The organism is Janthinobacterium sp. EB271-G4-7A, assembly GCF_020858075.1.
In the GTDB taxonomy this organism is placed as follows: Bacteria; Pseudomonadota; Gammaproteobacteria; order Burkholderiales; family Burkholderiaceae_D; genus Janthinobacterium; species Janthinobacterium lividum.
Genome location: NZ_JACYMI010000001.1, coordinates 364,848 through 378,100, shown reverse-complemented (window position 1 = coordinate 378,100; position 13,253 = coordinate 364,848). Strand labels below are relative to the sequence as shown.

At 62.8% G+C, this 13,253-nt stretch carries 10 protein-coding genes; 7 read left to right on the top strand and 3 right to left on the bottom strand.

The window, feature by feature from the left end; genetic code table 11:
- Positions 1 to 26: 26 nt before the first annotated feature.
- From IGS58_RS01775 to ada, 3 genes are all read right to left on the bottom strand, one after another.
- The gene (locus IGS58_RS01775; protein WP_230520525.1) at positions 27 to 1,703 is read right to left on the bottom strand and encodes a mechanosensitive ion channel family protein; all 1,677 of its coding nucleotides are present in this window, start codon (positions 1,701 to 1,703) and stop codon (positions 27 to 29) included.
- Between the two features lie 75 nt (positions 1,704 to 1,778).
- Positions 1,779 to 2,468 carry a 2OG-Fe(II) oxygenase gene (locus IGS58_RS01770; protein ID WP_230520524.1) on the bottom strand — a complete coding sequence of 230 codons (690 nt, stop codon included), beginning with the start codon at positions 2,466 to 2,468 and terminating at the stop codon, positions 1,779 to 1,781.
- The gene (gene ada / locus IGS58_RS01765; RefSeq protein ID WP_034780498.1) at positions 2,465 to 3,520 is read right to left on the bottom strand and encodes a bifunctional DNA-binding transcriptional regulator/O6-methylguanine-DNA methyltransferase Ada; all 1,056 of its coding nucleotides are present in this window, start codon (positions 3,518 to 3,520) and stop codon (positions 2,465 to 2,467) included. The genes IGS58_RS01770 and ada overlap by 4 nt, the downstream gene beginning before the upstream one ends.
- Positions 3,521 to 3,701: 181 nt before the next feature.
- On the opposite strand from ada, the gene hutC reads away from it, so the two are divergent.
- The 7 genes from hutC (at position 3,702) to IGS58_RS01730 (ending at position 13,088) form a co-directional block, all read left to right on the top strand.
- Positions 3,702 to 4,421, top strand: coding sequence for a histidine utilization repressor (gene hutC, locus IGS58_RS01760; protein WP_070254615.1), 720 nt, complete (start codon positions 3,702 to 3,704; stop codon positions 4,419 to 4,421).
- Between the two features lie 330 nt (positions 4,422 to 4,751).
- Complete coding sequence (locus IGS58_RS01755) at positions 4,752 to 8,075, top strand: PAS domain-containing hybrid sensor histidine kinase/response regulator (protein ID WP_230520523.1); 3,324 nt, start codon at positions 4,752 to 4,754, stop codon at positions 8,073 to 8,075.
- 70 nt (positions 8,076 to 8,145) lie between these two features.
- On the top strand, positions 8,146 to 8,604 hold the full coding sequence (locus tag IGS58_RS01750) for a response regulator (protein WP_230520522.1): 459 nt from the start codon (positions 8,146 to 8,148) through the stop codon (positions 8,602 to 8,604).
- Positions 8,605 to 8,916: 312 nt separating this feature from the next.
- Positions 8,917 to 9,243, top strand: a complete 327-nt coding sequence (gene trxA / locus IGS58_RS01745; protein WP_034780502.1) for a thioredoxin TrxA — start codon at positions 8,917 to 8,919, stop codon at positions 9,241 to 9,243.
- 155 nt (positions 9,244 to 9,398) lie between these two features.
- The gene (gene rho / locus IGS58_RS01740; RefSeq protein WP_034746249.1) at positions 9,399 to 10,661 is read left to right on the top strand and encodes a transcription termination factor Rho; all 1,263 of its coding nucleotides are present in this window, start codon (positions 9,399 to 9,401) and stop codon (positions 10,659 to 10,661) included.
- A gap of 278 nt (positions 10,662 to 10,939) precedes the next feature.
- Entirely contained in the window at positions 10,940 to 11,209 is a 270-nt protein-coding gene (locus tag IGS58_RS01735) for a type B 50S ribosomal protein L31 (RefSeq protein ID WP_034746247.1), read from the top strand.
- 154 nt (positions 11,210 to 11,363) lie between these two features.
- On the top strand, positions 11,364 to 13,088 hold the full coding sequence (locus IGS58_RS01730) for an ArnT family glycosyltransferase (protein ID WP_230520521.1): 1,725 nt from the start codon (positions 11,364 to 11,366) through the stop codon (positions 13,086 to 13,088).
- The last annotated feature ends 165 nt before the right edge of the window (positions 13,089 to 13,253 follow it).

The window sequence follows — 13,253 nt, the reverse complement described above, 5'->3', positions numbered from 1 at the left end:
CAGCATCAAGGAATTGGCCAAAACACTCAAGGGGTGGGCGGAACCACCTCACTCGATTCCTCCCCCCGCTTCGCCGGCGCCCTGAACCACTGCTCCGGCGGCACCACATGCGACTCTTTCGGGTCATCGATGTAGTGCGGCGAGGTGATCTGCACGTCGAATTCGTTGAAAACGTCGATGATGTTCTGGTGCAAGCGGTTCAGTACTTCGGCGCGCTGGCGGGGGACTTCGGCGCTGGCGTAGGCGACGAGGCGGTATTGCACGTAGTAATCTTGCAGGGCCAGCTGCATCACGTACGGTTTCGGCGTGGTGGACAGCTCCGTCGTGCGCGAGGCGGCCAGTTCCAGCATGGCGTGCACTTGCCGCCATGGCGTGGCATAGCCGATGGTGACGGTGGAGTCGAGCACGAAGCCGCCGCCGGGCTGGGCGCGCGAATAGTTCTTTGTCGTTTGCGACATCACCCAGGCGTTTGGCAAGGCCACCTCTTCCCCGAGGCCCGTGCGCAGCCGCGTTTCGAACATGCCCACGTCGACCACCGTGCCTTCGCTGTCGCCCACGCGCACATATTCTCCCTTGCGCAGGGCCCGCGTGTACATCAGGATCAGGCCGCTGGCGCCCTGGCCCACGATGCTCGACGCGCCGATCGACACCATCAGGCCCACCAGCACGGACAGTCCCTGGAAGGCGGCCGTGTGCGAGCCGGGCAGATACGGATACGCCATGGCCAGCGCGAACAGCCAGATCACCACGCTGGCGATGCGGCGCGTCGGCAGGGCCGTGTCCTTGTCCAGCCAGCCGATTTGCAATTCGCCGCTTTCCACGCGCTTGAACAGCGAGGCGGCCGTGGCGGCGATCAGGCGCGCGATGGCGAAGATCACGCAGACCAGCACCAGCCCCGGCAAGGCGCCGATGATGGCGTGGAAGACGTCGGCGGCCACGTCGAACAAATAGCCGCTCAGGCTTTCGCCCCACGAACGCGTGTAAGGCAGGCGGCCCAGGACGAAGGCGGCCCACAGATACGTGGCCATCAGGCGCAAGCCCCACAGCACGGCGCTGAGCAGCTGATACGCGAAGGCGATGTAGTGTTCGGCATCGAGCACGCGCACATTCTTCAGGCGCACGTCGCGCAGGCGCGAGGCCAGCAGGATGCCGCTGCGGCGCTTGGCCCAGTGATACAGGCGCGTCAAGCCCATCCACACCAGCCAGAACACGAGGGTGGCGGCCGCGCACACGGCGGCCGCGATCGACAGGTAGCGCCAGCTGCCCTGCTCGCGATAGTCAAACACGGCCTTGCTCAACTCGCCGGCGGCCGTTTTCGCCACGCTTTCCGTCGTGTCGCCGGCCAGCTGGTTGACGTCGCCAGGCACGACGACGAACAGCTGCACGCCATCGAGCAGCACTTGCGTGCCTTCGGGAATCATCCGCGTGCTCGTCTGCAGGGGGCCATTCTTGGCCAGCACGCCTTCCAGCCGGCGCTGCGCACCCGTGGCCCGCTCATCGGGCGGATAGCCGGCCAGCGCGGCGCGGAAGACAAACACCTTGCGGTTGGCAAACATCAACGGCGCCGTCCTGGCCGCTGCGGCCTGCGACGGCACCACGACGGACGCGGCCTCCGCAACGAGCGCGGGCACGCCGTCGTCCGCATGGGCTGCGGGCAGCAGGAAAATGGTCAACAGGCACAACAGGCGGAGCAGCGCGGACATGGCAGAAATGAAAGAGTGACAAGAAGCAGCCATCATGCCATGTAATCCTGGAAACTCAAGCGCCGCTGCTACCGTTCAGCTCGCATCATGAAAAATGATGCCCAAGGTGTGGCGCAAGCCCGAACGCAGACGCGACACGCCATGGCGCATGTTGACGCGGTAACTGCCGCGCGTGCCATTGACGGGGCGTTGCGCGACAGGAAAGAGCACGGCGTCGCCCTGCGCCAGCGGCACGACCTCAAGGCGCGACTGCATGCGCGGACGCTGCTCCGTCAGCACGAACTCGCCACCAGTGAAATCCTCGTGCGGGCGCGACAGCAGCACGGCCAGTTGCAGCGGAAACACGTGCTCGCCATACAAGTCCTGGTGCAGGCAGTTGTAATCGCCCTCGCGGTAGCGCAAGAGCAAGGGTGTGGGCCGGGTTTGCCCCGCCGCATGACAGCGCGTCAGGAAATCCCCGTGCGCCACAGGAAAGCGGCTGTCGATGCCCATGCTGGCGTGCCAGCGGTTGGCAATGGCCGCCAGCGGCGGATACAAGGCAGCACGCAGTTCGGCGACCGGCTGCGGCAGCGGATAGGCCCAATACTGGTACTCGCCCTGGCCAAAACCATGGCGCTGCATCACCACCCTGTTGCGAAAACGCGCTGATTCTTCGTACTGGGCAGCCAGCGCCGCGCAGGCATCCGCGGCCAGCAGGGCCGGCACGACGACACAGCCGTATTGATTCAGCTCATCCTCGATCTGCTGCCAGTCCAGCGCCCTCACCGTTCACCCTCGCGCTCGAGCAGCGCCTGCTTGCGCTCCACGCCCCAGCGGTAGCCGGACAAGGCGCCATCGTTGCGCACCACGCGGTGGCAGGGAATGGCGACGGCCAGGGCATTCGCGGCGCAGGCACCGGCCACGGCGCGCGCGCCTTGCGGGGCGCCGATGCGGCGCGCCAGCTCGGCATAGCTGACCGTGCTGCCGGCGGGAATCTCGCGCAAGGCTTGCCACACGCGCTGCTGGAACACCGTGCCGCGCACGTCGAGCGGCAAGTCCAGGCCCAGGCCCGGCGCCTCGACCAGGCCGACGACTTGCGCCACCGTCTGCTCGTACTCGGGCTCGGCGCCGCGCAGCTCGGCGCGGGGAAAGCGGTCCTGCAAGTCGCGCAGCAGCACTTCCGGGTCGTCATCGATCAAAATCGCGCAGATGCCCTTGTCCGTGCTGGCCACGAGGATGGCGCCCAGCGAGCAGGCGCCGATGGCGAAACGGATCACGGCGCCGCTGCCGCCGTCGCGGAACGCGCCCGGCGTCATGCCCAGCAAGCCTGGCGTGGCGGCATACAGGCGGCCGCTGGAATTGAAGCCGGCCGCGTATAACGTTTCCGTGACATTGCCCGCGCCCTGCAAGCCGGCCTTCAGGCGCTCGCCGCGCCGCGCCGCCGCATAGGCTTTCGGCGTGATGCCCGTGTGCGCCTTGAAGACGCGGTGAAAGTGAAAGCGGCTCATGCCGGCGGCCCTGGCAAGGCTGTCCAGGTCGGGCAGCTCGTCGCTGGCGTCGATCAGGCGGCAGATATCGGCCACGATGGCCGCCTGGCGCTGGGCCAGCGGCGGCAAGTTGGGCTTGCAGCGCAGGCAGGGACGAAAGCCGGCCGCCTCCGCCTGCTCGCAACTGGCGTGGAAAGCCACGTTGCGGCGCAAGGCAGGGCGCGCCGCGCAAGATGGCCGGCAATACACGCCCGTCGTGCGCACCGAATAATAAAAGACGCCGTCGGCGTCGGGCGCGCGCCGCTGCAGGGCATCCCAGCGTTCATCGTCAGTCAGGTAAGCGTGTTCCATGGCAAACTCCGTGCAGGTCAATAGCAAGTCACCAGCATAGCCAGCGCCAGGGCGCGCCACACTCCGGCGCTTGCTTTTGAATTCAAAAAAAGGCTGGCGGCAGGCATCGTGCTCGGTGCTAAAATCGGCCATCGCGCCTCCAGCCGGCGGCGCGCCCTGCCCGTGCCCCGGAGAAACCGCATTGGACGACCACAATACACAAGAAAATACGCCCATTTTCCAGCGCATCAAGGATTTTCTGCTGGCCGGCATCGCTGCCGGACGCTGGAAGGAAGGCGACGTGATTCCCTCCGAGCAAGCTCTGGTGAAGCAATTCGGCGTCTCGCGCATGACGGTCAACCGCGCCGTGCGCGAACTGACCAGCGAGCAGGTGCTGACGCGGCGCCAGGGGTCCGGCACCTATGTGGCGCAGCAAAAGTACCAGGCGACCTTGTTGGAAATCAAGAGTATCGCCGATGAAGTGCGCGCGCGCGGACATATCCACCGCAGCAGCTTGCAATTGCTGGAACGCACCAAGGCGTCCGACCTGCTGGCCAAGCAATTTGGATTGCCGCCGGAACACCCGCTGTTTCATTCGCTGATCGTGCATTTTGAAAACGGCGTGCCGATCCAGGTGGAAGACCGCTGGGTCAATCCCGAGTGCGCGCCCGACTACATGACGCAGGATTTTTCCAGCATCACGCCGAACGAATACCTGATGGCCGCCGCGCCCCTGCAAGGCGCCACCTACAGCATCGAAGCGCTGTCGGCGCCGCGCGACATCGCCGAAATGCTGGCCATCGACACCAAACAGCCTTGCCTGGTACTGCGCCGCCAGACCCGCTCGGGCGGCAAAATCGCCTCGATCGCCACCATGTGGCATCCCGGACACCGCTATCAGTTCGCCGGCAGTTTTAGCTAAGGCTATCGCCTCGATTGAGTAGCACGATTTCGCGCCAACTTTCTCACGAATTCTCACCAAATCGCGAAAAAAACAGCCATTTCGGGGTGAAAAAAATCCCGTTTTGGCCGTTTCTGAACTTAAATACTCCGAGTAAATATTCGATGCTATAGTTGCCGCCAGAAAGCGCCGCAGGCGTTTATTTGAGCGCGCCTCATGTACTGCCAGCCTAGTCCAATCACGCCCCAGAAAGGGATGCATTTGTCGTATTGCAGCCACACGAGTTTCAGCGCACCACGCCCTCGGCGCCCTGCGCTGCGCCGGCTCGCTCATACGATGCTGGCGGCAGGCATGGCGCTTTCGCTGCCGGTGCAGGCGGCGGCGCCCGGCATGGCGCCGGCATTGCTGTGGCCGTATGCTGCCGCCAGTGCCACCGCCCTGGCGGGACTGGCTTGCTGGCAAGCCTGGCGCTTGCGCCAGCAGTTGCGCCGCCAGCCCCAGCCAGCGCATGCCCAGGCTGAGCAGGATGCCATGCAAGCCTTGCGCGGCGCCACCATGGCCGGCTGGACTTGGCGGCGTCAGTCCGACCGGCTGCAGTTCGCGCCCCAATACCAGGACATCCTGGGCGACAAGCATGCCCAGCTCGAGCATGCACTGGCCGACTGGCTGGCCGAAGTCCACCGCGATGACCGCGCGCGCCTGAGCCTGGCCTTTCGCCAGCATCTGGACGGCCAGACGCCCGGCACCTTCAATTGCGAATTCCGTTTGCGTCACAGCGACGGCCACTGGCGCTGGCTGCTGGCGCGCGGCGCCGTCCTGTCGCGCGCCTCGGATGGGGCCGCCACGCAGGCCAGCGGCATCGTCTGCGATATCAGCGAGCGCAAGCAGGACGAGCAATCGCGCATGCGCTCGATGCTGGAAGCGGCGCCCGAAGCCATGCTGGTGGCCGACGTCGAGGGCAAGGTGCATTATGCCAACCAGATCGGCGCGCGCTGCTTCGGCTATCCGCTGGCCGAATTGACAGGCATGTCGCTGGAGCAATTGGTACCGGAAAGCACGCCCAGCCAATCCGTGGGCGACCCGCAAGGGCGGCACAGCCTGCCGGGCCGGGTGATGATGGCGCGGCGCCGCGACGGCACGCACTTCCCCGCCAAGGTCAGCCTGTCGCCGCTGCGCATGGCCGGGCAAGTGTTTTCCATCGTCTCGCTGCGCGACATGACGCAGCGGCAACGCGCCGAGGAAGCGCTGCACGCCAGCTCGGAACGCTACCGCCTGATCGTGCAGACGGCCGCCGAAGGCATCTGGATGACGGATGCGAACGGCAAGACCACGTTCGTCAACCCGAAGATGGCGCACATGCTAGGCTACACGGTGCAGGAAATGCTGGGCCGTCCCCTGCTCGACTTCATGGACCGCGACAGCCAGTTGCTGATGCAGCGTCGCCTGGCCAGCCACGGCAGCTTCGCCAGCCAGCCGGACCAGGTCGATTTCCGCTTCTTCCGCAAGGATCAGTCCAGCCTGTGGGGCTTGTTGTCGAGTACCAGCATCCAGTCGGACAATGGCGAACCGGGCGGCACCCTGGCGATGATTACCGACATCACGGAGCGGCGCCAGGCATCGATCGCGCTGTCGAACTCGAGCCAGCGCATGGCGTCCGTGTTCGGCGCCGTGACGAATGGCCTGGTGGTGCAGGACAGCCACGGCCACATATTGGAAAGCAACGCCGCCGCCGAACGCATGCTGGCGGCCAGTCCGGCCGGCAACAGCCTGTGGCAAGCCATCCGCGAAGACGGTTCCGCCTTCGACCAGCGCAGCCATCCCGTGCACATCACCCTGTCGACGGGCGAGGCCATGCGCGACGTGCTGATGGGCGTGCAGCAGCCCGACGGCAGCCTGTCGTGGCTATCCGTGAATACCGAGGCCATCCGCGATGAATACGGCAAGGTGGGCATGGTCGTGGCCAGCCTGACGGACATCACGTATCACAAGCGCAGCGAAAGTGCCTTGCGTGAACTCAATGAACATCTGGAAGAGCGCGTGGCGCAGCGCACGGAGCAGCTGGACCAGGCCAAGCAGGTGGCCGAAGAAGCGAGCCTGGCGAAGGGACAATTCCTGGCCAACATGAGCCATGAAATCCGCACGCCGATGAATGGCGTGATCGGCATGGCGTATCTCGCCCTGAAGACGGACCTGGAACCGCGCCAGCGCGACTACCTGGAAAAAATCCGCTTCGCCGGAGAACACTTGCTGGGCATCATCGACGATATCCTCGACATCTCGAAAATCGAGGCAGGCAAGCTGGAAATCGAGCGCGTCAACTTCAGTTTCGACCATGTGGTGCAAACGCTGATGACGGTGGTCGCGCCACGCGCCGCCGGCAAGAACCTGGAACTGCTGTTCGAGATCGACCCGCAATTGCCCGCCGTGCTCGTGGGCGACCCGCTGCGCCTGGGGCAAGTGCTGATCAACTACGCCAATAACGCCATCAAGTTCAGCGAACAGGGCAGCATTACCGTGAAAGTGCGCAGGGTGGTGGCGGACGCGAAACACTGCCTCGTGCGCTTTGAAGTGTGCGACCACGGCATCGGCCTGTCGCAGGATGAAATGAGCAAGCTCTTCCAGTCCTTCCAGCAGGCCGACACCTCCACCACGCGCGAATATGGCGGCACGGGCCTGGGCCTGGCCATCTGCAAGCAGCTGGCACAGCTGATGGGTGGCGACGTGGGCGTCGACAGCCGTCCCGGCGCCGGCAGCACCTTCTGGTTCACGGCCAACCTGGGCATTTCCGATCAGGCCGCGCCCGCCATGCTCGACAGCATGGTGCAGACGGCGGCCGCCATGCGCGCCAGCGCCGACGCGGCCCTGGTGATGCGCACGCTCAAGCATGCGCGCATCCTGCTGGTGGAAGACAATACGTTCAACCAGCAAGTGGCGCTGGAATTGCTGGAGGAAGCAGGCGCCTCCGTCTGCCTGGCCAACAATGGCGAAGAGGCGCTCGACCTGCTGCGCCAGACGCAGTTCGACTGCGTGCTGATGGACGTGCAGATGCCGCTGATGGATGGCTTGCAGGCAACGCGCCACATCCGCGCCGACCCGCAGCTGGCGCACCTGCGCGTGCTGGCCATGACGGCCACGGCCACCAGCGAAGACCGCGTGCGCTGCCTGGAAGCGGGCATGGACGATTTCATTTCCAAGCCCATCCAGCCGGCCATGATGTACCAGACCATCGCCAGCTGGCTGCCGGCGCACGAAACGCCGCCGCCACCGGCGCGCAGCCGTACCGCGCCCGCCTTCAAGACCACCCTGGCCGGCGACCCGCAAGTGATCGACCTGTCCATCCTGGCCAAATTGCTGGGCTACAACCCGGAAAAGGTGCGCAAGTTCGCCTTCAAGTTCCTGCAGACCACGCAGGATGGCTTTGGCGACATCGATGCGGCCCTGGCGCGCGGCGACGTGCAGCAGGTGCGCGAACTGGGACACCGCATCAAATCGTCGGCGCGCACCGTGGGCGCCCTGGGGCTGGCCGAACTGTGCCACAACCTGGAAACCCTGGCGCCGGGCGAACCGGCCGACGAGGCGGAGCGGGCAAGGCGCATCGTCACGCGCCTGTGGCCCCTGCTGGAACAGATTACCGAACAAATCATGAATAACACCAGCTTTGCCAATGACGATTAGCTATCGCCAAATTGGATTGCGGCAAGGTATCGGCATCGACAGCGATGCATATCAACAGAAAGACATGACGATGAACACTGTATCAAACCAAGCAAGCCGGGAACACAACGAAGCAGGCCTGGCGCCATTGCGCGTGCTGCTGCTGGACGACGACGTTTTCATGCTCGACGTGCTCAGCGACATGCTCGAGCAGATGGGCCAGTTCGACATCCGCTGCGAGTCGCACAGCGATCAGGCGCTGGCCACCCTCAAGCAGCACCAGCCCGACCTGCTGATCTGCGACCTGTCCATGCCCGACATCGACGGCATCGAATTCTTGCGCATGGCGGCGGAAAACGGCTTCCGCGGCGGCGTGGTCCTGCTGTCGGGCCTGCATTCGGCCGTACGCCTGGCGGCCGAGCGCCTGGCCATGGCGAATGGCCTGCATATCCTGGGCACCTTCCGCAAGCCGATGGAAAGCGCGGAATTGCAGCTCATGGTGAACTTGCAACTGCAGCACACGGCGCGTCTGGCCAACGTACAAGCCTGATCGAGGGGCCGGCCGGGAGGGCAGGCACGGCGCTGCAGGCCAGCAGGCATGCGGCTTTGCCGCCCTGCGGGCACGCACAGGAGGGATATGCTGGCGATATGCCTCAAGTTTTTCTGCAATAATCGCCACGCTTTGAAAAAATGGGTTATTATTTCAGCCATCCCCGCCTGCATACCTCTGGTCGCACCTTCCAAGACATTGAAGTCGTGCCCATTGTCCCCATCTTCTAACTGCACTTCCGGAAGCATGGATGGCGAACCAGCGTATGGTTAATTCCAGGCATTATTGATCCCACCCTCATTTGAGGAAAATATGAGCGAAAATATCAAACACATTAGCGATGCATCTTTTGAAGCAGACGTCCTGAAATCCGAGTTGCCAGTACTGGTCGACTTCTGGGCAGAATGGTGCGGTCCCTGCAAGGCCATCGCCCCGATCCTGGAAGAAGTGGCCAAGGAATACGCCGGCCGCATCCAGATCGCCAAGATGGACGTGGACGCCAACCAGGCAGTGCCTGCCAAATTCGGCATCCGCGGCATCCCGACCCTGATCCTGTTCAAGGATGGTGTTGCAGCTGCTCAAAAAGTGGGCGCCATGGCCAAGGGCCAGTTGACCGCTTTCGTCGACAGCAACATTTAATGTATGATGGGCAGCGCTGCGCCCGCAGCGCCGCCTGACTGGAACCACCGGGAAGCGGCTTTGCCTCATTCGTGCACAGCCTTCCCGAATAATTAATCAACGCCACGCAGTCCCCTCCCCTACCTTTACATCCCGTCTCGGGACACTCAACACATATGCATTTATCCGAACTAAAGGCCCTACACGTATCCGCCCTGCTTGAGATGGCGATCGGTCTTGACATTGACAACGCAGCCCGCTTGCGCAAACAGGAGCTGATGTTCGCTATCCTGAAAAAACGCGCCAAGTCCGGCGAACAGATTTTTGGCGATGGCGCCCTGGAAGTGCTGCCTGACGGCTTCGGCTTCCTGCGCTCGCCCGACGCCAGCTACATGGCGTCCACCGACGACATTTACATCTCCCCTTCGCAAATCCGCCGCTTCAATCTGCACACCGGCGATTCGATCGAAGGCGAGGTACGGACCCCGAAAGATGGCGAACGCTATTTCGCATTGGTCAAAGTCGACAAGGTCAACGGCGAATCGCCGGAGATGTCGAAACACCGCATCCTGTTTGAAAACCTGACGCCGCTGCACCCGAACGAGCCGCTGCGCCTGGAACGTGAAATGAATGGCCAGGAAAACATCACCGGCCGCATCATCGACCTGATCGCCCCGATCGGCAAAGGCCAGCGCGGCTTGCTGGTGGCATCGCCGAAATCCGGTAAATCCGTGATCCTGCAGCACATCGCCCATGCGATCACGGCAAATCATCCGGACATCACCCTGATCGTGCTGCTGATTGACGAACGTCCGGAAGAAGTTACTGAAATGCAACGTTCGGTCCGCGGCGAAGTCGTCGCCTCGACCTTCGACGAGCCAGCCACGCGCCACGTGCAAGTGGCCGAGATGGTGCTGGAAAAAGCCAAGCGCCTGGTCGAAATGAAAAAAGACGTGGTCATCCTGCTCGACTCGATCACCCGTCTGGCACGTGCCTACAACACCGTCATCCCTGCCTCGGGCAAGGTGCTGACCGGCGGTGTCGACGCGAATGCGCTGCAACGTCCAAAACGCTTCTTCGGCGCCGCGCGCAATATCGAAGAAGGCGGCTCGCTGACCATCATCGCCACGGCGCTGATCGAAACGGGCTCGCGCATGGATGACGTGATCTTTGAAGAATTCAAGGGTACGGGCAACATGGAAGTGCATCTGGAACGCCGTCTGGCCGAGAAACGCGTCTACCCGGCAATCAACCTGAACAAATCGGGTACCCGCCGCGAAGAATTGCTGATCAAGCCGAACGAACTGCAAAAAATCTGGATTTTGCGCAAGTTGCTGTACTCGATGGACGAGATCGAGGCGATGGAGTTCATTCTCGACAAGATGAAAGCCACGAAGAACAACGCCGAGTTCTTCGACATGATGCGTAGAGGCGGCTAAAACCTACTGCGCGGCCACATTTTCGATCTCCGTTGCTCACTGTACTAAAGTACAGTTCCGCTACTCAATCGCAACTGTGGCCTGCTCGCTACGGTTTTATCTCGCCTCTCACTTAGGTGCAAGCCGCTCATTGAGCGGCTTTTTTATTGCCTGCAGCCGAAAAGCGCTATATAATCGACGGTTGCATTATTTTAAACCCTGGCAAGTGATCGGCAATCGGGTCAAGAAGCTGGACGACCGACGAAGTGCTGTTTGGCTACCAAACTAGAGAGAAGACCATGAAAGTCGATACCCATCCAGAATACCGCGAAGTTGTTTTCCACGATCTGTCGTGCGATTTCAAATTCGTTACCCGCTCGACCATCCAAACCCGCGAAAAAATCACCCACGACGGTAAAGAATACCCACTGGTGAAGATCGAGGTTTCGGCTGAATCGCACCCATTCTTCACGGGCAAGCACAAAATCGTCGATACCGCTGGTCGCGTCGAGAAGTTCCGTCAGAAGTTCGGTTCGGTTGGTTCGAAAACCGCAGTCGCAGCAGGCTAATTTTTGCCGCTCTGCGGCAAAAAAGGGCAGCTTCGGCTACCAAGAAAAAGGCAGCCACGGCTGCCTTTTTTGTCTTTGGCCGCTTTACTTTATACTCGCGCATACCCGACGCCATTCGTCGCGTCTTGCCATTTTTTTCTGATACCGACTATCGATGAAGCCAGTCCGCCTTCCCGCCGCTGCCACACTCGCGCTGCCACGATGGGCCTTGTTTGCGCTCGGCCTGCTGTACATCCTGCCTGGCCTGATCGGCCGCGAACCGTGGAAGAACGATGACGCCGCCAGTTTCGGCATCATGTGGACCATGGCGCATGGCGGCCTGAACGACTGGCTGTGGCCCAACGTGGCCGGCCTGTCGCTGCCCGACGAGGGCCCGCTGGCCTTCTGGCTGGGCGCCATCTTCATCAAGCTGTTCGGCTGGATCGACGGCGACGTCTTTGGCGCGCGCATGTCGACCATCGGCATCTTCGTCGTCAGCACCCTGTCCGTCTGGTACACCGCCTTCAACCTGGGCCGCCGCAACGATGCCCAGCCGCTGCGCCTGGCCTTCGGCGGCCAGCCCGAGCCGGACGATTTCGGCCGCACCCTGGCCGATGCGGCCGTGCTCATCTACCTGGGCTGCCTGGGACTGTTGCAGCACAGCCACGACATCACGGCCGAAGCGCTGTACGTGTCCCTGATGGCCTATTTGCTGTACCGCGCCGTGCGCTACATGGAAGGCCCGTCCGTGCGCAATGCGGCCCTGCTGGGCCTGGCGATGGGCGGCCTGACCCTCGCGCGCGGCTGGATCACGCCGGCAGCGCTGAGCATTGCCCTGCTGCTGTGCACCATCTTCCTGCGCCTGCCGCTGCTGCGCAGCGTGCGCCACCTGGCGCTGGCCATCCTGATCGGCGCCGCACTGACCCTCGTCTGGCTGCTGCCGGGCGAATGGCTGCAACCGTATGGCCACTCGCCGCTGCACGCGTGGATGGAATGGAATTGCCGCCAGTTCAGCGCCCCGAGCCTGAAAAGCCTGCAGTATTTCTTGCGTGTCGGCATCTGGTTCTTCTGGCCAGCATGGCCGTTCGCCGCCTGGGCCGTGTATGCCTGGCGCCGCCAGCACCATGTGCTGCACATCGTCGTGCCGCTGACCTTTGTCGCCATGCTGGCCATCCTGGGCCTGTGCCATCCCGATCCCGACCCGAGCCAGCTGCTGCCGCTGCTGCCGCCGCTGGCCGTGATGGCCGCGTTCGGCTTGCTGACCATGAAACGGGGCGCCATCAACGCCATCGACTGGTTCTCCGTGATGGTGCTGACCATTTGCGCCCTTGCGCTGTGGCTGTTCTGGTTCGCCATCCTGACGGGCTGGCCGCCGAAACTGTCGCATAATGCCCTGAAACTGATGCCAGGCTTCAAGCCCGAACTCGACTTGCTGGCCTTTTTCGTGGCCGCCTGCGCCAGCGCGGGCTGGGTGGCGCTGGTGCACTGGCGCATCTCGCGCCAGCCGGCCGTGCTGTGGCGCGCCGTGGTCCTGTCGTCCGGTGGCCTGATCCTGATCTGGGTGCTGATCATGACCTTGTTCCTGCCGCCGTTGAACTACAGCAAGAGCTACGCCAGCGTGGCGCACCAGATTTCCGTCCACCTGCCGCCAGGCAGCAAGTGCATCAACAGCAACGTCGGCGCCGCACAGCGCGCCTCGTTCGCCTACTTCGGCCACTTGCCGTTTGCCAGCGTGGGGCAGCAGCAATGCGATGTGTTCCTGTTGCAAGACAGCATCAAGGTGCCTGACAGCAAGGAACAACTGCCCGAGCACCATGGCGCGGACTGGATCAAGCTGTGGGAGGGGCGCCGTCCCACGGATGACGTGGAACGTTTCCGCCTGTACCAGCGCGTCAGGTAAGCAGCAAAAAACCGGGCCAGGCCCGGTTTTTTTATGTCCGCAAAACAATCACTATCGACAGGAAAAGTGTTGCTTTTAAATATAGTTAATTACCTAAATTGAACTAGAATTGTTTTTTAGATTATAATGATGGCCTGCGCGATGGCGGTGTCTTGCTTTCCCGCC

What these genes read in the sequence shown, in the direction of transcription:
- IGS58_RS01775 (WP_230520525.1), bottom strand. Translation starts at nt 1,703, where the DNA reads ATGTCCGCGCTGCTCCGCCTGTTGTGCCTGTTGACCATTTTCCTGCTG.
- rho (WP_034746249.1), top strand. Translation starts at nt 9,399, where the DNA reads ATGCATTTATCCGAACTAAAGGCCCTACACGTATCCGCCCTGCTTGAG.
- ada (WP_034780498.1), bottom strand. Translation starts at nt 3,520, where the DNA reads ATGGAACACGCTTACCTGACTGACGATGAACGCTGGGATGCCCTGCAG.
- IGS58_RS01750 (WP_230520522.1), top strand. Translation starts at nt 8,146, where the DNA reads ATGAACACTGTATCAAACCAAGCAAGCCGGGAACACAACGAAGCAGGC.
- trxA (WP_034780502.1), top strand. Translation starts at nt 8,917, where the DNA reads ATGAGCGAAAATATCAAACACATTAGCGATGCATCTTTTGAAGCAGAC.
- IGS58_RS01735 (WP_034746247.1), top strand. Translation starts at nt 10,940, where the DNA reads ATGAAAGTCGATACCCATCCAGAATACCGCGAAGTTGTTTTCCACGAT.
- IGS58_RS01730 (WP_230520521.1), top strand. Translation starts at nt 11,364, where the DNA reads ATGAAGCCAGTCCGCCTTCCCGCCGCTGCCACACTCGCGCTGCCACGA.
- IGS58_RS01755 (WP_230520523.1), top strand. Translation starts at nt 4,752, where the DNA reads ATGGCGCTTTCGCTGCCGGTGCAGGCGGCGGCGCCCGGCATGGCGCCG.